Annotated in this window: 19 protein-coding genes; 7 read left to right on the plus strand and 12 right to left on the minus strand. The window is 69.4% G+C overall.

Annotated features, from left to right (window positions below):
* Positions 1–196: 196 nt before the first annotated feature.
* The 11 genes from D7Y11_RS24935 to D7Y11_RS24985 form a co-directional block, all read right to left on the minus strand.
* Positions 197–1,654 carry a tetratricopeptide repeat protein gene (locus tag D7Y11_RS24935; protein ID WP_126934953.1) on the minus strand — a complete coding sequence of 486 codons (1,458 nt, stop codon included), beginning with the start codon at positions 1,652–1,654 and terminating at the stop codon, positions 197–199.
* Positions 1,651–5,307 carry a tetratricopeptide repeat protein gene (locus D7Y11_RS24940; RefSeq protein WP_126934954.1) on the minus strand — a complete coding sequence of 1,219 codons (3,657 nt, stop codon included), beginning with the start codon at positions 5,305–5,307 and terminating at the stop codon, positions 1,651–1,653. The genes D7Y11_RS24935 and D7Y11_RS24940 overlap by 4 nt, the downstream gene beginning before the upstream one ends.
* A gap of 261 nt (positions 5,308–5,568) precedes the next feature.
* A complete protein-coding gene (locus tag D7Y11_RS24945) occupies positions 5,569–7,107 on the minus strand; it encodes a tetratricopeptide repeat protein (protein WP_126934955.1) in 1,539 nt (512 codons plus the stop codon).
* 2 nt (positions 7,108–7,109) lie between these two features.
* Positions 7,110–8,321: an outer membrane beta-barrel domain-containing protein gene (locus D7Y11_RS24950; RefSeq protein ID WP_120579612.1), complete on the minus strand. Its 1,212-nt coding sequence runs from the start codon at positions 8,319–8,321 to the stop codon at positions 7,110–7,112.
* Positions 8,322–8,330: 9 nt separating this feature from the next.
* Positions 8,331–9,149: an outer membrane beta-barrel domain-containing protein gene (locus D7Y11_RS24955; protein WP_120579613.1), complete on the minus strand. Its 819-nt coding sequence runs from the start codon at positions 9,147–9,149 to the stop codon at positions 8,331–8,333.
* Positions 9,150–9,479: 330 nt separating this feature from the next.
* Entirely contained in the window at positions 9,480–10,148 is a 669-nt protein-coding gene (gene rplC, locus D7Y11_RS24960; RefSeq protein ID WP_120579614.1) for a 50S ribosomal protein L3, read from the minus strand.
* A 143-nt stretch (positions 10,149–10,291) separates the two neighbouring features.
* Positions 10,292–11,062: a hypothetical protein gene (locus tag D7Y11_RS24965; protein WP_120579615.1), complete on the minus strand. Its 771-nt coding sequence runs from the start codon at positions 11,060–11,062 to the stop codon at positions 10,292–10,294.
* 79 nt (positions 11,063–11,141) lie between these two features.
* Entirely contained in the window at positions 11,142–11,555 is a 414-nt protein-coding gene (locus D7Y11_RS24970; RefSeq protein WP_223743187.1) for a hypothetical protein, read from the minus strand.
* A 115-nt stretch (positions 11,556–11,670) separates the two neighbouring features.
* Positions 11,671–12,324, minus strand: coding sequence for a HupE/UreJ family protein (locus tag D7Y11_RS24975; protein ID WP_121754116.1), 654 nt, complete (start codon positions 12,322–12,324; stop codon positions 11,671–11,673).
* 40 nt (positions 12,325–12,364) lie between these two features.
* Positions 12,365–12,934, minus strand: coding sequence for a hypothetical protein (locus D7Y11_RS24980; protein WP_120579617.1), 570 nt, complete (start codon positions 12,932–12,934; stop codon positions 12,365–12,367).
* Positions 12,931–13,089, minus strand: a complete 159-nt coding sequence (locus D7Y11_RS24985) for a lmo0937 family membrane protein (protein WP_120525751.1) — start codon at positions 13,087–13,089, stop codon at positions 12,931–12,933. The genes D7Y11_RS24980 and D7Y11_RS24985 overlap by 4 nt, the downstream gene beginning before the upstream one ends.
* Before the next feature lie 292 nt (positions 13,090–13,381).
* Here D7Y11_RS24985 and D7Y11_RS24990 point away from each other — a divergent pair, with 292 nt between their 5' ends.
* The 7 genes from D7Y11_RS24990 to D7Y11_RS25020 all read left to right on the plus strand — a co-directional run bounded on the left by D7Y11_RS24990 (position 13,382) and on the right by D7Y11_RS25020 (position 22,668).
* Positions 13,382–14,119, plus strand: coding sequence for a lytic transglycosylase domain-containing protein (locus tag D7Y11_RS24990; RefSeq protein ID WP_120579618.1), 738 nt, complete (start codon positions 13,382–13,384; stop codon positions 14,117–14,119).
* Positions 14,120–14,339: 220 nt separating this feature from the next.
* Entirely contained in the window at positions 14,340–14,666 is a 327-nt protein-coding gene (locus tag D7Y11_RS24995) for an STAS domain-containing protein (protein ID WP_120579619.1), read from the plus strand.
* 136 nt (positions 14,667–14,802) lie between these two features.
* Positions 14,803–15,783, plus strand: coding sequence for a MoxR family ATPase (locus tag D7Y11_RS25000; protein WP_126934956.1), 981 nt, complete (start codon positions 14,803–14,805; stop codon positions 15,781–15,783).
* Positions 15,780–16,760, plus strand: a complete 981-nt coding sequence (locus tag D7Y11_RS25005) for a DUF58 domain-containing protein (RefSeq protein WP_126934957.1) — start codon at positions 15,780–15,782, stop codon at positions 16,758–16,760. Before D7Y11_RS25000 ends, D7Y11_RS25005 begins: the two co-directional genes overlap by 4 nt.
* Positions 16,757–18,826, plus strand: a complete 2,070-nt coding sequence (locus D7Y11_RS25010) for a DUF3488 and transglutaminase-like domain-containing protein (protein ID WP_126934958.1) — start codon at positions 16,757–16,759, stop codon at positions 18,824–18,826. The genes D7Y11_RS25005 and D7Y11_RS25010 overlap by 4 nt, the downstream gene beginning before the upstream one ends.
* Before the next feature lie 418 nt (positions 18,827–19,244).
* Positions 19,245–20,132: an RNA polymerase factor sigma-32 gene (locus tag D7Y11_RS25015; protein WP_120557449.1), complete on the plus strand. Its 888-nt coding sequence runs from the start codon at positions 19,245–19,247 to the stop codon at positions 20,130–20,132.
* Positions 20,133–20,202: 70 nt separating this feature from the next.
* A complete protein-coding gene (locus D7Y11_RS25020; protein WP_126934959.1) occupies positions 20,203–22,668 on the plus strand; it encodes an OPT family oligopeptide transporter in 2,466 nt (821 codons plus the stop codon).
* A 46-nt stretch (positions 22,669–22,714) separates the two neighbouring features.
* On the opposite strand, the gene D7Y11_RS25025 is transcribed toward D7Y11_RS25020, so the two are convergent.
* Positions 22,715–23,047 (minus strand): hypothetical protein, encoded by a 333-nt coding sequence (locus tag D7Y11_RS25025; RefSeq protein ID WP_120580126.1) that lies wholly within the window; start codon positions 23,045–23,047, stop codon positions 22,715–22,717.
* Between the last annotated feature and the right edge of the window lie 140 nt (positions 23,048–23,187).

The following is a 23,187-nucleotide window of genomic DNA, read 5'->3' on the forward strand; positions in this document are numbered from 1 at the left end:
CCCCCACCATCACCATCGCTGCCAGCAGTCGTTTCATGTGATGTCTCCGCCGAGGCCCGCTTCGCGAATTCCATTGCAGGGCTCGCACCAACTCCAAGTCCCTGGATTCTAAGGGAGCCGCCCGGTCGCTTGCACCTGGGCGGCTAAAGGCGGGAAGAAAGTTCTCATCCCTCCCGCCGGGACGACTGTTGTTTCTTCAGGGCGCCGGAGCAGGCGTCGGAGCCGTCTGTCCATTGCCGGACGCATCGTCGGACGCGGGGGCAGCCGGCTCTTCCGCCGGAGCCTCCTGCTCGGGAGCGCTGGTGTCCTGGGGCAGCTGGTTCATCACGGACGAGCCCGCGCCCCCGGTGGCGGCGGCGTCCTTCTTCGCCTCGCCCTCGGCCTCCGCGGTGGCGGCCGGAGCCGGCGCGGGCGGCGGGTTCTTGAGCATGTTCTGCAGGCCGTTGACCTTGGCGGTGATGAGCTGCTTGTCCTGCTCCGTCGTGGACGACAGCTCCTTGCAACGGTCCAGGAACGCGATGGCCTTCTCGAAGGCCGCGCGCTCGGTCGCGTACGCCCAGCCCGCGCCGCACACCGCCTCCGGCTTGTCCGCGGAGCGCGCGAGCACCTTCTCGAACGCCTCGCCCGCGGCGACGCCCTTCTTCGGATCCAGGCCCTTCTGCCCGTCCAGCGCGTACGCCAGGTACAGCTGGCCCTCCAGGCCGTCCGGCTCCAGGGACAGGGCCTTGGTGAAGGCCTTCTCCGCGCCCGCGTAGTCGCGGTAGCTCAGCGCCAGGGCGCCCAGGTTGAGGTGGCCGGGCGCGAAGTTGTCATCCAGCGACACGGCCTTCTGGAACTGGGCCAGGGCGCGCGGGCGGTCGTCCATCTTCAGGTAGATCATCCCCAGCGTGTTGGAGATGGCCGGGTCGTCCTGCGCCACCTTGCGCGCGTTGATGACCAGCAGCTCCGCCAGGCGGTACTGGCCCCGGTCGTACGCCACCAGCGCCAGCGTCTTGTACGCCTCCGGGTTGTCCTTGCTGCGCGCGAGCACGCGCCGGCCGGTGGCCTCCGCCTCGTCCAGCTTGCCCGCCAGCCGGTACGTCGCGGCCAGCGCGTTGAGCACGGGCTCGTCGTGTTCATGGCCCGGCGTCTGGAGCGCCTTCATGTACAGCGCGAGGGCCTCGTCCAGCTGGCCCGCGTGCCGGTGCATCAGCCCCAGGTTCATCACGGACGGCGTGTGCGCCGGGTTCAGGGCGAGCACCTGCTCGTACGCCACGCGGGCGTCGGCGGGGCGGCCCTGCTTCTCCGCGATGACGCCCAGGTTGAAGCGCGCGTTGAGCGCCTTGGGCTCGTGGGAGACGACGGCCTCGAAGCCCTTGCGAGCGGCGTCCAGGTCCCCGGCCTCGTAGGCCTTCAGGGCCTGCGCGAACTGGCCGTCCGCGTCGCCCTTGTCCGCCGGAGCGGAAGGAGGCGCCGCGGCGGGGACCGTGACGGCGGGCTTCTCCACCGCGTTCATCGCGACGGGCGTGGGCCTGGGGCCCGTGGCGCAGGCCGTGGTGAAGGCGAAGGCGAAGGCCCCCGCCAGGAACATGCGCTTGGTGCGAAAGCCGTTCATCCCCGTCGTCCCCATCCCCTTCAACTGGCTGCTGATGTCGATGCTGTGGTTCGTCTTCACGGCCGCACCCCCTCGAGCGACGCGGTGGGCTCGGACTTCGCGGGCTCCGAGCCCTCCGGCGTGGCGGCGGGCTTCGCGCCCTCGGCGGGCACCGCTTCCGGCGCGGCGGGCTTCGGCTCCGCGGAGGCGCTGATGGGGCCGTTGAGGTCCTTCAGCACGCCCGAGGCGATGCGCGAATCACTGCTGCCCCGGTACGTCACCGGCCTCACCTGGGCGTAGGCACCCGGGCGCAGGCGGTTGATCTGATCCTGCGCGGCCAGGGTCCACTCGCTGTAGATGCCCAGCTCGTAGGCCTTCTGGAGACCCTTCTCCAGGGCCTCGCTGGACTTGTCCTCCAGCGGAAGCGCCAGGTTCTCCAGCTCGCCGCGGTACATGCTGAGCTGCTCTTCATCCAGACCGGACGGGTCCGGCGAGTCCATGATGTTGCGAGCGAAGTCCGCGTACGCGAGGCCGATGCGGGTCAGCGCCGCGATGCCCCACTCCCCGGAGCCCGTGGCGAGCACCGCCGCGTACTCCTTCTCCACGCGCTGCATCTCCTTCTGCTTGTTCGTCAGGTCGCGGCGGATGGTGGAGACGCGCGTGAACTTGATGTCCGAGAAGCGCTTCCACGTGGGCTCCAGCGCCAGGAAGCGCGCGTGGCCGTACGCGTTGAGCACCGCGGTGTCCTTGCGCACGCCCTCCGCGAGCTTGTTCCAGCCGCGCACCAGCTCGTCCTGCGCCTTCTCCTGGCCGCGCACGTCCTTCAGCTTCTGGTACGAGAGCAGCTCGTGGTACCGCGCCAGGTACGCCTGCCCCGCGGCGGTGCGCGAGTCGCGGCCGTAGTCCTCCACGAACCGGTTGAAGGCGCGGGCCGCGTCGCCCCACTTCTTCTCCTTCTCCCAGACGAGGCCGATGGAGAAGGCCACCTGCGGCACGTCCTTGCGGTCCTTGAAGCGCGCCAGGTAGCTGTTCCACGCGGTGACGGCCTTCTGGGACTCGCCCAGGCCGTCGTACCAGACGCCCGCGTTGAAGAGCGCGTCCGCCACCCACTCGCCCGCCGCGTCCACCTGCGCCTTGAGCTCGGCGGCCTTCTGCGCGCGCTTGGACTCCACGTCCTCCACGGCGCCCGGCGTGTCGTCCTTCTTCGCGACCGTGGTGGCCTTGGCCTTCTTGTCCTTGTCCTTCTTCGACTGAGTCTCGCGGGCCTTCACCGCCGCGTCGTACTCGGCCACGAAGGACTCGGACATCGCCGCGGCCTTCTTGAACTCGGCGACCTTCTCGTAGAGGCCGGACAGCGTGTAGCGCGTCTTCAGCTCGAAGCTGCTGTTCGGGTACTCCTTGAGGACGCGCTCGCCCGCGGTGATGCCCTTGTCGACTTCACCCGCCTCCTGCGCGATGACCATCGCGTAGGTGAGCGCGCGGTCCGCGTTCTCCGACTTGGGGAACTCCGTCACGAAGGTGAGGAACTCCTCGGCGGCCTTCGCCGGGTTCTTCTCCTTCTTGTAGACGACCTCATCCACGTACTTGTACTGGCTGCCCTCCACCACGCGGGACACGCGCAGGGCGAAGTCCGAACCGGGCTTGGACAGCTTCTTGTTGCCCAGGAACTTGCGCGAGAGCGTGTTGAGCTCCTTCCACTCCTCGCGGCTCTCCAGCACGTACATGGTCAGGTCCGCGGCGTCGCGCGAGCGGCGCTCCTCCGGGAACTTCTCGATGATCTCCCCGAAGCGGCGGGCCGCGTCCACGAAGTGCGCGCGGTCGTAGAGGATGACGGCGGCCTGGTAGCGCAGGTCGATCTCATCCTGGTTGCCCGGGTAGAGGTTGTTGTACGTGTCGCACGCGGCGACCAGCCGGTCCTCGAACTTCGTGAGCGACTGCTCGGCCTGCTCCTTGGCGTCGCGCTTCACCAGCTTCTGCTTGGCGACGTCGCCCTTGTCCTTCTTCTCGTCGACCTTCTGGCCGTCCTTCAGGTCGCTCTTGGAGAGCTGGCCGCGCTCGATCTTGACCAGCTTGTCGTACGCGAGCACCGCGTTGTACGAGGCGCTCTTGCGGTAGGCCTCGTTGGAGACCTCCTTCGCGGAGTCGCGGTCCGGAATCTTGAACGCCACCACGGCGTCGTACTCACCGGCGGCGGCCTCCCACTCCTCCAGGGCCCAGAGGATTTCCGCGTAGAAGAAGCGGATGTTGAAGGCGGAGTCCGCCACGAACTCCGGGTTGTCGCTGGAGGCGAACGCGTCCACGTACTGCTTGTAGATGTCGCGCGCGAGCCGGTAGGTCTCCACCTGGCGCGTCTTCTGCGCCTCCTGGTGGTACTCGGTGACCATCACGCGCATGGCCTCTTCGGTGACGCTGAAGGCGTTGCGCAGCACGCCCGCGTTGCTGGCGTTGGAGGTCCACCACTCGCCACCCGGGCGGTAGAGGTCCACCATCCGCTTCATCTCCTTGCGGACCTGCTGGCGCTGGCGCAGGCCTTCGAACGCACGCACCACCGCCTGCTGGTACTCCGGCGCGTTCGCGCCCATGGGCGAGTCGTCGATGAGCGTGCGGTACACCAGGATGGCGCTGTCGAAGTGACCCGCGTCCACCAGGCCCGCCGCCGTCTTCGCGAGCAGCCGGCCCTGGCGCCTGGCCGGAGCCTTCTGCTTGAAGTAGGCGAGCGCCTCCTTCGGCTGATCCAACTGGACGTAGAAGACGGTGAGGTCGTTGAGGGCCTCCGTGCGCAGGTCGCCCAGCTCCTCGCCGCGCTGGCTGGCGTAGTCCACCACCTCGTGGAGCTTCTTCAGGCCCGCGTCCAGGTCGCCCGCGTTGAAGTCACACCAGGACAGCTTGTAGGTGGCGTAGGCGTAGATCTTCGGAACACCGGAGGCGCGCGCCTTCTCGTAGTTCTCCTTCGCGGGCGCGAGCTTGTTGTTCTCGAAGTAGTGGTTGCCCAGCTGGATGTACGCGTCCGGGACGAACTGCGACTTCGGGAAGTCGCGGATCAGCTCCTCGTAGCGCGCCACCGCGTCCGCGCGGCGGTTGAGATCGTAGAGGTTGTAGCCCAGGGAGAAGAGGACCTCGTCGCGGGCCGGGTAGTCCGGGTACTCGCTGAGGATGGCCTCGTAGATGCGCATCGTCTCCGCGCGGTAGCGCTCGGAGTCGCGGTGGTCCTGCTCCGGCGCGGTGGCCTTCTCACCGCGCGCCACGGCGGCGTCGTAGGCCTTCTCCGCCGTGAGGAACTTCTCCATCTCCAGCTGGTAGAGGTACTTGGACTTCTCCCAGTAGAGCTCCGACAGGCGGTACTGCATCTCCGCCTTCTGCGTGGAAGTCTCCTGCAGCTTGGGGATGAGGCGCTTGAAGCCTTCAATGGCCTCGTCGCGCTTCTTGTCCGCGAGCGCGTCCTTCTTGGAGTCCGCGATGCGCGGCATGTCCGCGAACTTGGCCGTGGCGGGCTTCACCCGCGCCGGGCCCTTGCGCATGTCCTGGGGCGCCACGCCGGGCGGCAGCTCCGCCTTCTTCGCCTCCTCCTTGTCCTTCTTGCTCGCGGCCTCGGCCTTCCTGGCCGCTGCCTTCGAAGAGGACTTCTTCGTCGCCACCTTCCGCGGCGGTGCCGTCTCCTCCGCCGCCTCCCCCACCCCACCAGCCGCGAGCGCGACGCCCACCGCCAGTGCACCGAACCGAAGAACCACCTTCATGCGAGCTCCTGGAGAACCGCGCCTCGCCTGCCTGGGAAAACTTCTGCCCAATTGGGAGGGACGACGGAAAGTAGACGCGGGTACCCAGATTGAGAAGTGGCCCGGAACGTGCCTTGTGCCCCGGCGTACGCGATCACGCCGAGCCACCTTCCAGGACTCAACATCACGCGAAGAGGCCCCGTCCTCCGTGACAAACGCACGGTGGAGGGGCCTCTTTGGGGTGCTGCTCCTGGCGGCCGGGTGTGCCCGGCTCCTACTTGCCTACTTCTCCTGCCGTGCGGGGCAGCCTCGCTTGAGCGTGTACTGGTAGTAGCCGATCTCGTCGATCCAGAACTCGCCCTGGAAGCGCCAGTAGTTCCACGCCGCGCCGGGCATCTTCGGGCGGTAGAGCGTCTGGCGGGTGAGCAGCGCCTTCTGGTCCACGCCCTCGGAGAAGAGGTCCTTCTCATCCAGCGCCGTCTGCACGCGGATGATCTCCGCCTGGTCGGAGAAGGTGCGGAGGTTGTCCGCAGCCTCCTTGATGCGGTTCTTCGCCAGCGTGCCACCCACCTGGAGCAGCGTGGTGCGGATGTCCTCGAGCGACGCCACCGTCTGCGCGGCGAACGGCGTCCCGCGCCACGGGCCTTCACTGATGGCGCGCTTCTCCTGGTCCACGCGCGACAGGGTCCGCATCACTTCACGGATGCGCTCGTTGTTGCGGATCCACAGGTAGACGGCGCGCGGCAGGCGGCGGTTCTCGGAGGCCACCAGGTTGAAGGCCTGGATGGGCGCCACGTCCTCGCCGGTGAAGGGCTCCAGCTGCTTGGCCATGGGGCCGTAGCGCTCGTCGAACGCGGCGAGCGTCGTCTTCACCTCGTCGTAGAGGCACGAGTAGTAATAGACGGTCGCCTTGAGGATCCACGACTCGGGCTGGAAGGCGCCCTCGAACTGCGGCGCGTGCAGCGCCTGGAGGCTGCCCAGCGCGCCGCCGAAGTCCTCGTTCTGGAAGCGGGCGAAGCCGTTCTCGAACAGGGCCTGGTCCCAGAAGCGCGCGTAACGGGGCACGCCTTCGTACGCCTTCACCGCGTCCGCGTACTCACCGCGACGGTAGTGCACGCGGCCCAGCGCCAGCAGCGCCAGCTCGCGCGTCTCCGGCAGCTCCACCTGCGGCTCCCGGGTGTTGAGCACGACCTGGAACGCGGCGATGGCCTCCTTGTCCAGCGTCTCCCCTTCCCCGGGACGCCCCGGGAAGCGCGGGTCGGCGAGCACGGTGCCCAGCAGGTAGCGGGCCTTCGCGTAGACACGGCTGTCCGCGGGCACGGCCTCCAGGAGCGAGCGGGACTCCTCGAAGCGCATGCGGCGCTGGCTGGCGGTGCCGACCAGGTAGTTGATGCGCGCCAGCACCTCCTTGGGCAGCGTGACCCAGCGGTCGCGCACCTCGTCGGTGTAGGCCTGGTTGAGGATGCTGGGGATGAGGTTCTGCTCATCCAGCCGCTGCTGCATGTCCACCAGCCCCTCGATGGCCTTGAGGTACGAGGGGTGCGTCGGGCCGGCGTTGACGATGGCCGCGTAGGAGATGAAGGCCGCGACGGGCAGGTCCTTCTTGGCGAAGGTCTGCGCCAGGTAGAACTCGGCCTTGCCCTTCAGGTCCGCGTCCTCCCCTTCCGCCAGCCGCGCGAAGAGGGGGGCCGCGGTGTCGAGCTTGCCTTCGTTGAAGGCGGAGAGCGCGCGGTTGTAGGTGCCCACGTCCTGCTGGGCGAGGGCCACCGGGGACACGGCGAGGGGCCCGAGGACGACGAGGAGTCGGAGCAGTCGGAACATGGTTAGAAGAGCACCGAGAAGCCAGCGTAGAAGCTGACGTTGTTGAGGACGTCCGACGAAGGCTCGGCGACGAGGTCCCTCCCGAGGATGATGTCCTCGCGGTAGTTCTTCTTCGTCTTCGGGTCCACGCCGTCGAACTTCGCCACCTTGCAGCTGCCGCTCAGGCTGAGACCGTCGAAGGGCTGGTTGGCGGCACGCGCGGCCTCCAGCGCCTCGAAGTCCGCCAGGTTGCAGCCATCCACCTTGTCCACGCGCGCGGTGTAGATGAGGTCGCGCACCTCCAGGCGCAGGGCGTAGTGCTCACCGAACTGCACGCGGAAGCCGCCGCCCACCTCACCCAGGAACTTGTTGCCCGTGTCGCCGAAGCGCGCGGGCACCTGGAACGTCTGCCCCTCCACCTCGTTCGCCACTTCCGGGCGGATGAGGTGGCGCGTCTTGCCGATGCCCGCGCCGCCGCTGAGCACCACGCTGAACTGCGCCAGCGAGTTGTTGAAGAAGGCGAACTTGCCGTAGAGCGGCGTCACCTCCACGCCCGCGTACGCGCCCCACTGGAGCAGCAGTGACGACGCGGCCTGGGCCTGCTCGCGCACCTTGTCGATGAGCTCCAGGTTGAAGTCGCTCTCGTCGGAGTACCAGTTGTACTGGCCGCCCACCTGGAGGGCGAAGTTCTCCTGCAGGTGGTAGACGTAGTTCAGCCCGGTGCCCACGTGGTTGGTGAACTTGCCGTTCACCTGCACGACGCCGGGGTACAGCACCAGCTCGTGCTTGCCCTCGTCCGCGAAGCGCTTCTTCTGGACGATGTGGACGTTGACGTTCGGGTTGTAGAGCGGCGCGCCATTCACCAGCCGCTGCTGCTGCGCGTCCGTGGTGCGCGGCGCTTCACCGGTGTCCAGCACCGGCGCGTCCGTGGTCGGAGTGGCCGCTGGAGCCTGCACACTGGAGGGCTCGGAGGCCGGCGCGCTGTCCGCGTCGCCCTCACCGGTGACGGCGGGCGCGGACGGCGTCGCCGGCGCGGCTTCAGGAATGGACTGGGGCACTGCCGGCGCGTCGCGCTCGGTGCGCTGGCGCTCCGGCGGTTCAGCCGGTGAAGGAGAGGCCGGCGCGGTCGCATCCGGACCCGGAGCGGCCGGCGGCTGCGCCGGGGAGGCGCCTTGCGCGAACGCGAGGGCAGGCACCGCGGCGACGAGGAGCGCGATGGAACGGAAGGGTCGCATAGGAATGGGTCAGAACGAGAAGGTGTAGCCGAGGTCGAACTGCACCAGGTGCGTGAGGCCTGGGCTGCCGGCGGGCTCGCCGGTGGGATTGCCGGCCTCCCAGTCGTCGCGCAGCAGGTTCACGCGGTAGCTGTCCTTGAAGATCCAGTCGCGCAGCTCCAGCCGGATGCCGTGCTGCTCCTTGATGAAGAAGCGGAAGCCCAGCGCGGCGGACACCACCGGCGCCACGCGCGACTCCTTCACCCAGTAGTTCTCCGTGGCGCTGCCCCGGTCATCCACGGCCGTGCGGTTGTCACAGACGCCCGCGGCCCGGTCCACCACCTGGGAGCACTGGATGACGGACTGGCGCTTCAGGTTGGTGAGGCCGCCGCCCGCCCAGAGGTACGTCTGGAAGTGCACCGGGATGTCCGCGACGAGGCTGATCTTCCCGTAGATGGGAGCCCACCGCGCGCCGATGACGCCGTGCAGGCCCATCCGCCACATGTCCTCCAGCTCGTCCGTGACGCGCTTGTCCTCGCGGTCCAGGAAGGACTCGGAGATGGAGCGCGCCAGGCCCGTGTGGCGGCTGACGGCGTAGCCCGCGCGCGCCTCCAGCGCGAACGTGTCGAACAGGTTGTAGGCCAGCCCAACGTCGAAGAAGTAGTGCGCCGTCAGGTGCGTCTGCACTGGCAGGCCCACGGACAGGGACAGCTCCGGATGGCCCGCGGGCTTGTAGAGCCGGTTGCGGACGACCGCCGAGTCCAGGACGCCGTCTTCCTGTGCGGCGGCGCCGAGAGCCGTCAGCGAGAGGCTCAGCGCGGCGAAGACGCGAAGCGTGCGTGCGTTCATATCTCCTGCCCGGCCCGGGGGTGGGCCGTTGGGTGATCCGGATGGCAACCCGTCTGCTTGGACGGCGAGGCTCCGGCGTGGGACAGCGATGTGAGCACGGCGCCCATTCACCGCAAGCGGATCCCAGCGGCAGTCGGTAAAGTTTTCGCCCTTTGTCCCCAGGGCGACCAGCACTCAACGTTTCCACGGGGATACGCGGCCTCAGGCCCCGCACGCACGCGCGGACACCGCACCCGGAAACGACGAACGCCCCGCCCAGCAACCCGAAGGTGCTGGAAGCGGGGCGTCTGACGGGGCGCGGTGAAGCGCCCCGGCGTCAGTGGCTGCGAATCAGCGCGCGGCCTTGTGCTGCGCGCGCATGGCCACCTTGATGGAGGGGCGCACGATGACGATGCCGTCGTTGTGGCCGGCGACCGCGCCCTTCACGAGCACGAGGCCCTTCTCCACGTCCACGTCCACCACGGTCAGGTTCTGCGTGGTGACGCGGTCGACGCCGTAGTGACCCGGCATCTTCTTGTTCGGGTACGTACGGCCCGGCGTCTTACGCTGACCGATGGCGCCCGGGTGACGCTGATACTCGTGCGTACCGTGGGTCTTGGTCTGCGAACCCTTGAAGCTCCAGCGGCGCATGACGCCGGAGAAGCCGCGACCCTTGGTCACGCCGGTGACGTCCACCAGCTCGCCCTTGGTGAACATGTCCGCCTTGACGGCGTCGCCCACGTTGAAGCCCGCGGCCTCCTCGGCCGTGACGCGGAACTCGCGCAGGTGACGGCGCGGCGTGGCGCTGGCCTTCTTGAAGAAGCCGAGCTGCGGCTTGTTCAAGAGCTTCTCGCGGATCTCGCCGAAGCCCACGGTCACCGCGGAGTACTCATCCTTCTCCGGGGTGCGCTTGCCGACCACCAGACAGGTGTTGACGTCGATGACCGTCACCGGAACGAGGTTGCCCTCGTCGTTGAACACCTGGGTCATGCCGATCTTCTTGCCAATCAGACCCTTCACGTCGTCCTCACAGCGAGCGCCCGTGGCGCTGAAAGCCCAATGAATTCAATGAACTGGCCTACACGCGTACCTGCGGCCGCCAGGAAGCGGCGCAAGATAGCAAACACGTCCTCAACGTCAAGCACCAAGGGTGGGCGTACCCCTCACTGCGCAACGTCCAACCGCTTGTAGAAGGGGTTGAGCTGCCCGTCCGCGATGCGCTGGGCATACACCTCTTCGCCGAGGAGGAACAGGGCCTGATCCAGATAATCTTCCGCGCCCTTGATCTCCTCCTCCTTGGTGGCGATGGCCTGGTCGAGCTCCGCCATCCGGGCGTCGTGCTGCGTCTTCTGCTCTTCCGCGGCGTCCTCCAGCTCGATCAGGCGCTTGTGCGCCAGGATGCCGGCCGCGCCGGGCTGGCCGGGGGTGGGCGTGAGGGAGGCCGCCAGCTGGGATTCCCAGTCCTCCACCTCGCGCGCCAGGCGCATCTGGGCGATGCGGTTCTTCTTGAGGTTCTGCTTGGCGGCGTCCAGCTTCACCGGATCCTGGGTGGTCATCTCCAGGTCCGCGAGCTTCGCCTCCAGCTTCTTCAGGCCCACGATGGCGTAGCGCAGGTCGGCGCGGCGGGTGGCCAGCGTCTTGCGAAGCCCCTTCACCTTGCCTTCCACCGCCGTCACGGCCTTCTGGAAACGGCCGGTGATCTCCTTCTGGGCGCCGCAGTCGTCCTCATGCTGCGCCAGGAAGTCCTGATAGGCCACGTCCTCGTCGTTCATCTCCGCTTCCAGCGCCGCCAGCTCGTCCCGGCGCGCCTCCAGCACCTCTTCGGCGCGGTAGACGCGTTCCATGGAGCGGGGGCAGTTCGGCTTGCCCGGGAGGACGTCCCGGGCCAGGTCGCCGAGCTGGAAGATGAGATCGTTGTAGCTCTCCTTCGCCATGGGCGGATTCATACGCCCAAGACGCCAGGACTGTCACCGACCGAGCGCATTCCCCGCGCCCGGCCCTCTTTCCGCCCCCTCAGGAATCCGCGGGAGCCGCGACGGCCTGGGACTCGCCCCGCCGCACCGCCGCCAGGGCTCCTTCCGCCAGGGCGAGCAGCTCCCGGGCCCGATCCTGCTCCTCGGTCCGGTTCAGCTCGCAGACCCAGGCGGATGACAGGTCCGCGTGCTGGCGCGCCATCTCCGCGGTTGTCTCGTAGCGCGCGGCCGATGCGCGAGCGAAGGCCCCCTCCCGGCGCAGCTCGAGCACCGTGTCCGGATCCAGATCGATTTCCTCTGGAGGCACCGGCAACGGCCCTCGTCCCAGCGCCGCCAGGCGGGCCAGGAGCCGTGATGCATGGGCGCGGCAGAAGGCGGCCAGCACCATCAGGCGCGCCCGGACCCGCGCGTCGTTCATGCGCTCCGCCAGCCCCGTCATACGGCGGGCCGACACCACTTCTGCCTCCCACGCGGCGGCCAGTGCGGCTGCCAGCCGGGTATGCCTCGCTCCCATCAGCGTCCCTCCCCCACCCTCGTGAGACGCAAGCTAGGAACGCTGTTGGTGCAATTCAACCGACCGCGCGGGCAACCATCCAATAAAGCCCCACTCCCGCGAGGCCAATGGACGACAGGCGCACAACCCTCGAGTGCAGACGGGGCCTGCGCTGAACGATTCGCAGCACGGGAACCAGGAAGGCCACCACCACCGCCTGCCCCATCTCCACCCCCAGGTTGAAGCCCAGGAGCGCCGGCACCGCGTCCGTCCCCAACCCATAGCCGCCGAGCACGCTCGCGAAGCCCAGCCCATGCACCAGGCCGAACAGGAAGGTCAGGCCCGCGCGGTGCCCGTGCTGGCGCAAGAGCAGGTTCTCCAGCGCCATGTAGAGGATGGAAGCGGCGATCGCGGCCTCGGCCCACCGCGTGCCCCGCGCGCCCAGCGTCACCACGCCCAGGGCCGTGAGCCCGAGCGTCAGCGAGTGCGCCAGCGTGAAGGACGTCACCAACAAGAGGATCCGCCGGAACGAACCGCCCACCAGCAGCACCGCCAGGAGGAACAGGAGATGATCCGCTCCGGCCAGGATGTGGCGGATGCCCTCGCCCACCCAGCCGGCGAAGCCGTCCACCGCTCCGGGCGCGACCTCTATTTCGTGGGCATGGGCGGCGGCCGGGCCCAGCAGGAGCAGGGCCAGCAACACCACCCGGACCGGGGGGAACGGCTTCATCGCGCGAAGGAGCCTGCCCTCCGCGCGCCCTGCCCGTCCACTACTCGTGCACGAACTCCAGCTGCACCTGGTGGCGGCCCGAAAGCCCGCCGTGGTGCGCGCCGCAGCGCGGACAGACCATCGGCAGATCCCACTCCCACTGGGCCTGCACCTCGTCCCCGCAGCAGACCATGGGGAGCGTGCGCAGCATCTCCTCGTCCGGAGGCAGCGGCCGGGGCAGCGGCTCCGGCGCCACGGAGATGAAGGTGGGCCGCGGGTTCTGGGACAGCGTGCGCTGCACGTACGCCAGCTGCTCGTACCGCACGTGGTTCGCCCACGCGCGCGCCATCTGCTCCACGTGCGCGGACTGATCCGGCGTGAGCCACGCGTCCGGCAGCGCGCGGTGGCCGCAGTACAGGCAGTGCCACGCGGGCAGCTCCTCGGGCGTGTACGCCTCGTGGAGGTTTTCGAAGGGGAAGTAGCCCGCGAGCAGCCGCTGCAGCATCCCCGCGTCGTGGCGGCTGGGCCGCGTCTTGAAGGAGCGCTGGCAGCGGGGACATTCGCGCCGCACGAAGCCCGCCTTGTCCCGCGGCAGCTCCAGCCACGCCATGTCCAGCTCCGGCAGGTTCATGCCAGCCCCCGCCGGCGCCCCAGCGACGCGACGGCCAGCACGAACGCGATGAGCGAGAACACCAGGAGCAGGTGCACCCACTGCCCCTCCGTTGAACCGGTGATCAGCCCCATCACCCACAACACCATCAAGATGATGCCCATGGTCCAGTACACGCCACGCCTCCCGCCACACAGGGCCTCGGATAATCAGACCGGGCGCAAGCTAGGAACGCGGAGGCAGCGCGGCAACAGGTGGAGCTTTCTGCAGGGTCAGGTTGGGAAACAAACTTCCCAGGCCGGGCATTTTTTCCGGACGCCGAGGGCCATGCCGGTCCTGTTTCAGCCCCTCTCTTAAGGATCCGTGAGGCAGCTGGCGCACGCTACGTACGCTGGCACGTTGCCTGCTTAGCCGCTGGGTGTGGGCGAGTCAGCGGGCGCGTGTGGTCGGGCGCCAGGGGAGGGCGTGATGAGGGGTTGGACGGTGGCGATGGCGGCGGCGGTGGTGCTGATGGGGACGAACGCGGTGGCGTTCCCGGTGCAGGTTCCGGTGGGTGCGCAGGGGGAAGCGCCGGACGTCGCGGCCCTGAGGGCGCAGCTGGCGGAGAAGGACGCACAGCTCAAGGCCGCCCTGGCCCGGTTGCAGCACTATGAGGACGAGGCGGACTACCTCCGCGCGGAGCAGATGGGCGTGGCCGAGGCCGTGCGCGCCTCCGGGCTCCCGGAGCGGCAGCAGCGCCGGCTGGCGGTCTCCATCGTCCGCGAGGCGGAGCGCAACAACCTGGATCCGCTGCTGGTGGTGGCGCTGATCCGCTGCGAGTCGTCCTTCAACAACTACGCGGTGTCCGGCGTGGGCGCCATGGGCCTCATGCAGGTGATGCCGGACACGGGCAAGTACCTGGCGGAGAAGTCCGGCTGGCGGCTGGGCCGCCACACCAACCTGTTCGACTTCGAGACGAACGTGAACCTGGGCACCGCGTACCTGGCGGACCTCATCAGCCGCTTCGGCTCCGTGGAGGGCGCGCTCGTCGCCTACAACGCAGGCCCGGGGCTGGCCAAGCGCATCCTGGCCAAGAAGGAAAACCGGGTGAAGTTCATGGCCGGTTACCCCGCCAAGGTCGTGAAGGAGTTCCGCAAGCTGAAGGCCCAGCAGGAGCGCGCCATCAGCCTGCGTGCCGAGCAGCCGACAGCCGACCGCAAGGGTTGACCGCTGCGTGACATGCGCTCCGCCCGGTCGCCAACACTCCAGCCGAAGTTGCATGCCCGGCACTGACCTGATCGCCGGTGAAGGTGCACTGTTCGGCTCCGGCTGTGCACCCCCACCCCGCGGTGGGAACCCGGACCACCCCTGTGGTCCGGAAACGTGCGGCAGCCGCCATCACATCGCGGGTGGCACACACGTGCACACCTTAGCGGGAGCGCGGATCATGACGGGGCTTCAGATTCATCGGGAGGAGGAGGCGGCGGGTCGGATCACGCTGCGCCTGGAAGGAACGCTGGACGGCCGCACGGCCCAGGAGCTGCGCAACTCGCTCCAGGCGCTGGGCCAGAGCGAGGTGGTCCTGGACTTCGCGCACCTGCGTGAGTTCAAGGACAGCGCGGTGGGCATCCTGACCCACGGCCTGAAGGACGGCGCCGTGCAGCTGCGCGGGCTGGCGACGCACCACGAGCGGATGTTCCGCTACTTCGGCGTGCTGGCCTCGCCGACGACGCACCGGGCGTACTACACGCCCGAGGACATCCTCTCCGTCTGAGGATGAAGGGCCCTCCGGGCCGTGTGCATCCCCGGCAAGTGCCCGCGCCTCCAAGGCAAGCGGGCATCCGGCGTGGAACACGGGCGGCCTGGAGGGGTGCCGGCGGGCGTTTGCCTGGGCTAGAGTCCGCGCCCAGATGACCCAGCCCGCTCGCGTCCTCGGTCCAGTTCCCTCCCCTGCTTCCGCGCGCGCGGTGATGGAGCGGCTCGCCGCCCAGCTTGGCCGCGCCGTGCAGGGAAAACCGGAGGAGGTGCGGCGCGTCGTCACCTGCGTGGTGGCCGGCGGGCACCTGCTGCTGGAGGACATGCCCGGCGTGGGCAAGACGACGCTGGCGGAGGCCCTGGCCCGCGCGTGCGCCCTGTCCTTCGCCCGCATCCAGTTCACCGCGGACCTGCTGCCGGCGGACATCCTGGGCGCGCAGGTGTTCCACGCGCAGACGGCCACCTTCACCTTCCGGCCCGGGCCGCTGTTCCGGCAGCTGGTGCTTGCGGACGAGCTCAACCGCGCGCCCCCGCGCACCCAGTCCGCGCTCCTGGAGGGCATGGCCCAGGGCCAGGTGTCGCTGGACGGGCAGACCCACGCGCTGCCCTCGCCCTTCACGGTGGTGGCCACCCAGAACCCGGTGGACTTCTCCGGCACCTATCCGCTGCCGGACTCGCAACTGGATCGCTTCCTCGTGCGCCTGTCCCTGGGCCACCCGGCGCCGGACGTGGAGGCGCGCCTGCTCACCACGCGCGGCGCGGCGTCCCCTCTGCCGTCGGTGGAGGCGGTGACGGGGCCGGAGGAGCTGGCGTCGCTGCGTGAGTTCACCCAGGACGTGAAGCTGGACGCGACGGTGGCGGACTACGTGGTGCGGCTGGCTCGGGCCACGCGCGAGCACGGCGACCTGGAGCGCGGCGCGTCCACCCGCGCGGTGCTGGCGCTCGGGTCCGCGGCCCGGGCGCAGGCTTTGTGGGAAGGGCGCGACTTCGTCACCCCCGGTGACGTGCGCGCCATGATGGTGCCCTGCTGGGCGCACCGCGTGCTCTTGAGGAGCGCCGTGCAGGGCGTGTCCGCGCGGGACGAGGCAGCACACCTGGTGGAGGAGATCGCCCGCAAGGTGGCGGCGCCCCGGTGAAGGCCCCTGCCCGCCCCCCACTCAAGGCGCGGCTGCGCGCCCTCCTTCGTCCGCCGCGCACGCTGTCGGTGACGAAGACGGGCCGCACGTACCTGGTGGTGACGTTCGGCGTGGGGCTGGGCGCGCTCAACACGGGCAACAACCTGCTCTACCTGCTGCTGGGCCTGCTGCTCAGCATGGTGGTGGTGTCCGGCGTGCTGTCGGAGCGCTGCCTGCGCGACCTGACGGTGCGCCGGGTGGGCGCGGACGCGGCCTTCGCGCGCGAGCCCTTCGCCTACCGCTGGGCGGTGTCGCGCAAGAAGGGGCACGGCTTCGCGCTGACGTTCTCCGAGGACCTCTCCCCGCTCACCGGCACCGGGAAGCTGGGGCACCTGTCCGCGGGCAAGGAGCACATCGTCCGGGCGGACCTGGCCGCGCCACACCGGGGGCCCGTGCGCCTGTCCGGCGTGCGCGTCACCACCACGTGGCCCCTGGGCCTGTTCGCCAAGACGCGCGTGTTCTCCCTGGAGGGAACGCTGCTCGTGTATCCGCGCCGTGGCTACGCCTGCAAGGAACCGGGGCCCGCGGAGAAGGGCCCCCGGGGCGAGTCAGGCAGCCCGCGCCACCTGGACGGCACCGGCGATGTGGCGGGCCTGCGCGAGCTTGCCCCGAACGAGGACGCGCGCCGCATCCACTGGCTGAAGAGCGCCGCGGCGGGGCGCCTCCTCAAGGTGGAGCGCGAGCGCGAGGAGCGCCGCATCTGGAAGCTCGCGCTGGAGACGGGCATCACGGGTGACGCGCTGGAGCGCCGCTGTGAAGAGGTCGCCGCCCAGGCGCACCAGCTGCTGGACGCGGGACATGAGGTCGGTCTCCAGTTGCCGGAGCGCGCGCTGCGGCCCGCGGCGGGGGCTTCGCAGGAGCGGCGCATCCTCCAGGCGCTCGCGTGGGTGGGCTTCGAGGGCGCGGACGCAGGGACGGACTCCCGGGAGGCGGCGTGAAGCGCCCCTTGAGGCTGCGGCTCGCCCTGCGCGACCTGGCGGTGGGCTTCGCCTTCGCCGCGATGGCCATGTCCGGCCAGCTGCCCGTGTGGGTGCTGGGCGTCTTCATCGGAGCGCTGGTGCTGGCGCTGTGCGACGTGCGGCTCGTCGCGCGCTTCTCCCGCCTGTCCGCGCTGGGGCTGCTGATCGCCGCGGTGCTCCTGGGCCTCCAGCTGACGGCCGGCGCGATGAACGCGGTGGTGGCGGCGTGCGCCTTCGCGAGCCTCATCGCCGCGCAGCGGATGCTGTCCACGCCGGACGCCGCGGCGGAGGGACAGACGCACCTGACGGGCCTCTTGATGGTGGCCGGTGGCGCGGCGCTGTCGGGCGACATGACGTACGCGCTGTGCCTCATCGCCTTCGGGGTGCTGGCCAGCCTGGCGCTGGCGCTGGGCGTGGTGGAGGCGGCGGTGCCAGACGGCGAGCCCGTGCCGGTGCGCGCGGTGCTGCGACCGCTGTCCGTGGGCGTGATGTTCGCGGTGGCTGGCGCGGTGGCGTTCTTCGTCCTCTTCCCCCGCCTCAACTGGGCCATGGTGGGGCCGCGTTCGGCGCCGGGCTTCGGCGCGGTGAGCAGCGCGGGCTACTCCAACACCGTGCGGCTGGGCGGCGCGGGCACCATCAAGGGCAACCCGCGCGTGGTGCTGCGCGCCACGCTCACGCCGGATCCGGGCCGCGAAGCGCTGGACGCCTACTGGGTGGGCCGCACCTACGACACCTTCGACGGCATGGAGTGGACGAACGTCGTCGGCGCGCAGCAGACGGAGCGGCAGATCACCCTGCGCCCCGCCAGCGACACGCTCCTCCACCAGCGCATCGAGCTGCTGCCCGCGTACGGCGCCCGCACGCTGATTGCCCTGGAGACGCCCTCGCGCCTGGGCAACGCCATGGCGCACACGCCCACCGGCACCCGGAACAGCCCGGTGCAGCTCCAGGGCGGGGGCGAGGTGCGCTTCACCGTCACCGCGCCCTCGTACACCTACGAAGCCTACAGCCTGCCGCCGGACGCGACGAAGGGCATGTCCGACGGCCTGGTCCAGGTGGAGCGCGACCAACTCCTGGCGCTGCCCGAGCACCTGGACGCGCGCGTCGCACAGCTCGCGGCGCAGGTGCTCCAGGGAGAGAAGGAGCCGCTGGCCGCCGCGCGCAAGCTCGCCACCTTCCTGCAGCGCGACTACGGGTACACGCTGGAGCAGGCAGGCACGCCGGAGGATCCGCTGGCGGAGTTCCTCTTCGTGCGCAAGGCGGGCCACTGCGAGCACTTCGCCACCGCGCTCACGCTGATGCTGCGCACACAGGGCATCGGGGCGCGGCTCGCCACGGGCTTCTATGGCGGCGCGCGCATGGACGGCGGCTACCTGGTGCGCGCGGGCGACGCGCACGCCTGGACGCACGTGCTCGTCCCGGGGCGAGGCTTCGTCACCGTGGACGCGACGCCCCCGTCGAACCGCACGAGCCAGGGCTCCGTGCTGCTGGAGAAGGTGCTCGCGCTCTATGAAGCGGTGGAGTCGCGCTGGCGCAACTCCGTCGTCGACTACTCCTTCCGCGACCAGTTCGAGCTGGCGAGCGCCCTGGTCCGCCCGCCGCGCCGTGCGCCCGGCGCCCCCGCCAACGAAGGCCCCAGCCGCCTGCCCCCGCCCCGCGCGTGGGTGACGGCCGCCGTCGTGGCCTTCGTCATCTGGCGCGCGGGCCGCTTCGTCTCCCGCTGGACGGGCCGCGCCCCGGTGCTGGAGGCCACGCGCTTCCTCGACCGGGTGGATGTGGTGCTCCAGAAGGCCCATGTGCCGCGCTTTGAACACGAGACGCTGGAGGACCTGACCACGCGACTGGCGCGTGAAGGCCATCCGCTGGCGCTGGCGTTGACGCCCCTCACCCGCCGCTACCTGGAGGCCCGCTTCGGCGGCCGTGCCCTGCGCGAGGGAGAGGCCGAGCACCTGCTCGCCACCTTGCGCCGCGCGCTGGATGCGGAAGCCGCCCGTCGAGCAGTAAAGCCGGCCGGACAGGCGGGCCCTACCGCCCGCGCCTCCTGAGCGGAAGAGAAGTGCCCTCTGGAGGGAAGCGGGCTTCCGTCGCCGGTCGCTCGCCCTCCCCAGGAACGCCCGGCCGAGGTGGAGAAATGTCTCCACAGCCGCCACCCGTCGCCATTAAGCGTTTCACGCAACCCCATTCGCGAACGTCATGGCGACGTGCGCTCGAGGGCACCGCGCCGTGCATTTTCTCCCCTCGCAGACCCGCGGTTTTCCTACCGGCCACGGGTAACGGTTACAGACCGTTGCCAGGGGACGCCCATCTGCGCCTTCCAACCCCTCGGAGACACACGCGAATACATCCAACCCTGGTTGGCATCCCGGTTGCTCAGGGCAGACACGTCAAGTTGTAGGACTTGAACCCAGAGCACCTTTCAAGCGCCTCCGCCGCGGCAGGAGGCCCGATTTGGAGAATCCATCCATGCAGGCTTCGACCGAGCAGTCGTCCAATTCTGGCTCCCTCGCGATGTATCTCTCGGAGATCAACCAGTACTCGCTCCTGAAGGTGGAGGAGGAGCAGGAGCTGGCGCGCCGGTTCATCAAGGGTGACCTGGCCGCGGGCCACCGCCTGGTGACGAGCAACCTGCGCTTCGTGGTGAAGGTCTCCTACGAGTACCGCTCCTACGGCATCAAGATGTCGGACCTCATCCAGGAGGGAAATATCGGCCTGATGAAGGCCGTGCAGAAGTTCGATCCGGACAAGGGCATCCGCCTCATCTCGTACGCGGTGTGGTGGATTCGCGCGTACATCCAGAACTACATCCTGAAGAGCTGGTCCCTGGTGAAGCTTGGAACCACGCAGGCGCAGCGCAAGCTGTTCTTCAGTCTGGCACGCACCCGCCGGGAGCTGGAGAAGCTGGGCAGCGGCGAGACCGTGGTGAACGTGGATGAGATTGCCCGCAAGCTCCACGTGAAGCCCGGCGAAGTGCGTGAGATGGAGCAGCGCATGGGTGGCCGGGACTTGTCCCTGGACGCGCCCATGGGCGAGGACGGCGGCAACAGCCACGTGGACTTCGTGGTGAGCGCGGCGGCGCCCCAGGACGACGAGTTCGCGGACAAGGAGGAGGCGGGCCTCATCAACAACCGCGTCCGCACCGCCCTGATGCGCCTGGACCCGCGCGAGCGCTTCATCATCGAGCAGCGCGTGATGAACGAGCGCCCCATGACGCTCAAGGAGCTGGGCGAGCACTTCGGCTTCTCCCGCGAGCGCGCGCGCCAGCTGGAGATCCGCGCCAAGGACAAGCTCAAGTCGGAGCTGGCCGCCCTGATGGCGGAGGTGGATCCGGAGACGCTCGCCGCCCAGGGCTGAGGGCTGTTTTCGCGCCCCGGCGGAGACCCTGCTAGAACGGGCCCCCTGATTTCCTGTCAGGAGTGCCTGCTTGTCCCACGGTTCCCCGCCGGTCGTCGATGATCGCGTCCCCCTCGCGGAGGCGCATGGTGCCCCGCACAAACCCTATGTGCCCCCCGAGCAGTCGCCCACGGAGCTGACCCTCCGCGGGCTGGTGCTCGGGTCGGTGCTGGGCATCGTGTTCGCGGCGTCGTCCGTGTACCTGGCCATCAAGGTCGGCCTCACGGTGTCCGCGTCCATCCCGGTGGCGGTGCTCTCCATCGCCATCTTCCGGGCCCTGGGGCGCTCCAGCATCCTGGAGAACACCATCGTCCAGACGACGGGCTCCGCGGGTGAGTCGCTCGCGTTCGGCGTGGCGGCGGCGCTGCCCGCGCTGCTCATCCTGGGCTACGACATCAGCCTCACGCACGCGTTCCTCACCGCCGCGCTGGGCGGCGTGCTGGGCGTGCTGATGATGATTCCCCTGCGCCAGGGCCTCATCGTCCAGGAGCACGGCAAGCTCACCTACCCGGAGGGCACCGCCAGCGCGGACGTGCTCATCGTCGGAGAGCAGGGCGGCACCAACGCCCGCACGGTCATCCTGGGTTTCATCATCGGCGGCGTCTACAAGTTCGCCTACTCCGGGATGAAGCTCTTCAAGGAGGCCATCGGCACGCCCATCAAGGGGCTCAAGGCCGCGACGCTCTCCACGGAGGTGTCCCCGGAGCTGTTGGGCGTGGGCTACATCATCGGGCCTCGCGTGGCGGGCATCACCTTCGCCGGCGGCGTGCTCAGCTACCTCATCCTCATCCCGATGATCTCCTTCTTCGGCAGCGGCATGGAGACGCCGCTGCTGGTGCACAACGGGATGCTGATCAAGGACATGTCGCCGGATCAGATCCGCAACGCGTACGTGCTCTACATCGGCGCGGGCGCGGTGGCGACGGGCGGCCTCATCAGCCTCATCCGCTCCCTGCCCACCATCGTGGGCGCCTTCAAGCGCAGCGTGGAGACGCTGCGCCAGTCGAGCACGCAGGGCGCCCTGCCCACGGTGCTGCGCACGGATCAGGACCTGCCCATCACGGTGGTGCTGGTGGGAAGCGCGCTGCTCATCCTCGCCATCTGGCTGGCGCCGCCGCTGCACGTGAACTTCATCTCCGCCATCCTCATCGTCATCTTCGGCTTCTTCTTCGTGACGGTGAGCGCGCGCATCACCGGTGAGATTGGCTCCTCGTCCAACCCCATCTCCGGCATGGTGGTGGCCACGCTGCTCGTCACCTGCCTCGTGTACCTGCTGTTCGGCTGGACGTCGTCGCCGGACCGCTTCATGGCGCTCACCACGGCGGCCATCGTGGGCATCGCCGCGTCCAACGGCGGCACCACCGCGCAGGACCTGAAGACGGCGTTCCTCGTGGGCGGCACGCCCAAGAAGCAGCAGATCGCCCTCTTCGTCGGCGTGCTCACCAGCGCCATGTTCATCGGCCTGGTGCTGGTGCTGCTCAACCAGGGCGCTACCGCGGTCATCCCAGAGGCGCACCCGGGTGTGCAGGTGACGGAGCTGACGCAGGAGACGCGCACCCAGCACACCTACCGCTGGTCGGTGTCCCAGGACGCGCTCACCCAGCGCGGCATGACGCCCGAAAAGCTCAAGCGCTCGCTGTGGGCGGAGCGCCTGGACGCGACGCCGGTGGACGGAGCGCTGGAGCTGCGCAGCTGGCGCCCGATGCCGCCCGAGCAGCTGTCCGGCCTCACGCTGACGCCGGCCAACGGCCCGTCACTGAAGCTGTCGGACGCGGGCGCCATCACCGCCGGTCCGGACCGCGTCTACAAGGAAGGCTTCGTGCGCGGCGCGGACACGCCCGTGCCCGCCGGCCGCTATCTGGTGGATGACCAGGGCGCCATCCAGTACGTGGTGGACCCGGGCATCGGCGGCCGCATCAGCGAGTACGAGGGCCAGACGCTCACCCGCTACTCCGCGCCCAAGGCGCAGCTGTTCGCGCTCATCATCGACGGCATCCTCACGCAGCGGCTGCCGTGGGACCTGGTGCTGCTGGGCGTCTTCATCGCGCTGATGCTGGAGCTGTGCGGCGTGTCCTCGCTGCCCTTCGCGGTGGGCGTGTACCTGCCCATCAGCAGCAGCGCCCCCATCTTCGTGGGCGGCATGGTGCGCCACTTCGTGGACAAGCTGCGCGGTGGCAGCGCGGCGGAGTCCGAGTTCTCCCCCGGCACGCTGATGTCGTCCGGCTACATCGCGGGCGGCTCCATCGCGGGCGTGCTCATCGCGTTCCTGGAAATCGCCAGCGACGGGGCCTGGACGCGCGCCATCAACCTGCCCGCCCTCTTCGGGCATGAAGGCGCGGTGGGCTCCTTCCTCAACGCCGTGGGCGAGAGCGAGCTGGCGCACCCGACGTGGTCCAACGTCTGGGGCCTGGCGTTCTTCGCCGTCCTCACCGCGGTCCTGTTCCGCTCGGCCGTCAAGGGCAAGAGCGGCGCGGAAGCCCCGCCGCCGTCGCACTGACGGCTTGAAGCACCCTCCCCGCTTCGTGCTCGCGGGGAGGTTTACGTCACAGCCCGGGCACCGACGGCGGCACCTCCGTGTCGCCGCCGGCAGCGTCCGCCGACCCCTTCGCGCAGACGTACTCCGCGCGCAGCGGCGTCACGATGCCGAAGGTGAAGGCGTAGACGAACGGGCTCCACCACGGCCAGTACACGTCCACCCGGGACAGGCCATGCCGGCACTCCGCCGCGGCCACGTTGGACGTCGTCAGCCCCTCCACCAGGCTCACACCCGTCTGGGCCTCCGGTGCGCCATCGCGCGGCGCCGGACTGCGCACGCTCATGCGGAAGCAGCCCGTGAGGGACGCCAGGACCAGGGCGGACGCGGCCAGTCGCTTCATGGACGGGACTCCAGGCTGCAAAGGGACTCCTTGCGTAACACACCGGGGCTTCACCGCCAGTCCGCCCCATGTTGCCCAGGTGTCACGCCAACCCCCTGGATTCTGGGCAATTGTCGAATTGGGAGCCGGACCTGGACGGG

Source organism: Corallococcus sp. AB018, from assembly GCF_003986945.1.
Classification (GTDB): Bacteria; Myxococcota; Myxococcia; order Myxococcales; family Myxococcaceae; genus Corallococcus; species Corallococcus exiguus.

Excerpts from the sequence above, each read along its gene's own strand:
- D7Y11_RS25025 (WP_120580126.1), bottom strand. The coding sequence starts at position 23,047 with ATGAAGCGACTGGCCGCGTCCGCCCTGGTCCTGGCGTCCCTCACGGGC.
- D7Y11_RS24990 (WP_120579618.1), top strand. The coding sequence starts at position 13,382 with ATGAGGGGTTGGACGGTGGCGATGGCGGCGGCGGTGGTGCTGATGGGG.
- D7Y11_RS25015 (WP_120557449.1), top strand. The coding sequence starts at position 19,245 with ATGCAGGCTTCGACCGAGCAGTCGTCCAATTCTGGCTCCCTCGCGATG.
- D7Y11_RS24965 (WP_120579615.1), bottom strand. The coding sequence starts at position 11,062 with ATGGCGAAGGAGAGCTACAACGATCTCATCTTCCAGCTCGGCGACCTG.
- D7Y11_RS24950 (WP_120579612.1), bottom strand. The coding sequence starts at position 8,321 with ATGCGACCCTTCCGTTCCATCGCGCTCCTCGTCGCCGCGGTGCCTGCC.
- D7Y11_RS24945 (WP_126934955.1), bottom strand. The coding sequence starts at position 7,107 with ATGTTCCGACTGCTCCGACTCCTCGTCGTCCTCGGGCCCCTCGCCGTG.
- D7Y11_RS25000 (WP_126934956.1), top strand. The coding sequence starts at position 14,803 with ATGACCCAGCCCGCTCGCGTCCTCGGTCCAGTTCCCTCCCCTGCTTCC.
- D7Y11_RS24995 (WP_120579619.1), top strand. The coding sequence starts at position 14,340 with ATGACGGGGCTTCAGATTCATCGGGAGGAGGAGGCGGCGGGTCGGATC.
- D7Y11_RS24955 (WP_120579613.1), bottom strand. The coding sequence starts at position 9,149 with ATGAACGCACGCACGCTTCGCGTCTTCGCCGCGCTGAGCCTCTCGCTG.
- D7Y11_RS24975 (WP_121754116.1), bottom strand. The coding sequence starts at position 12,324 with ATGAAGCCGTTCCCCCCGGTCCGGGTGGTGTTGCTGGCCCTGCTCCTG.
- D7Y11_RS24980 (WP_120579617.1), bottom strand. The coding sequence starts at position 12,934 with ATGAACCTGCCGGAGCTGGACATGGCGTGGCTGGAGCTGCCGCGGGAC.
- D7Y11_RS24940 (WP_126934954.1), bottom strand. The coding sequence starts at position 5,307 with ATGAAGGTGGTTCTTCGGTTCGGTGCACTGGCGGTGGGCGTCGCGCTC.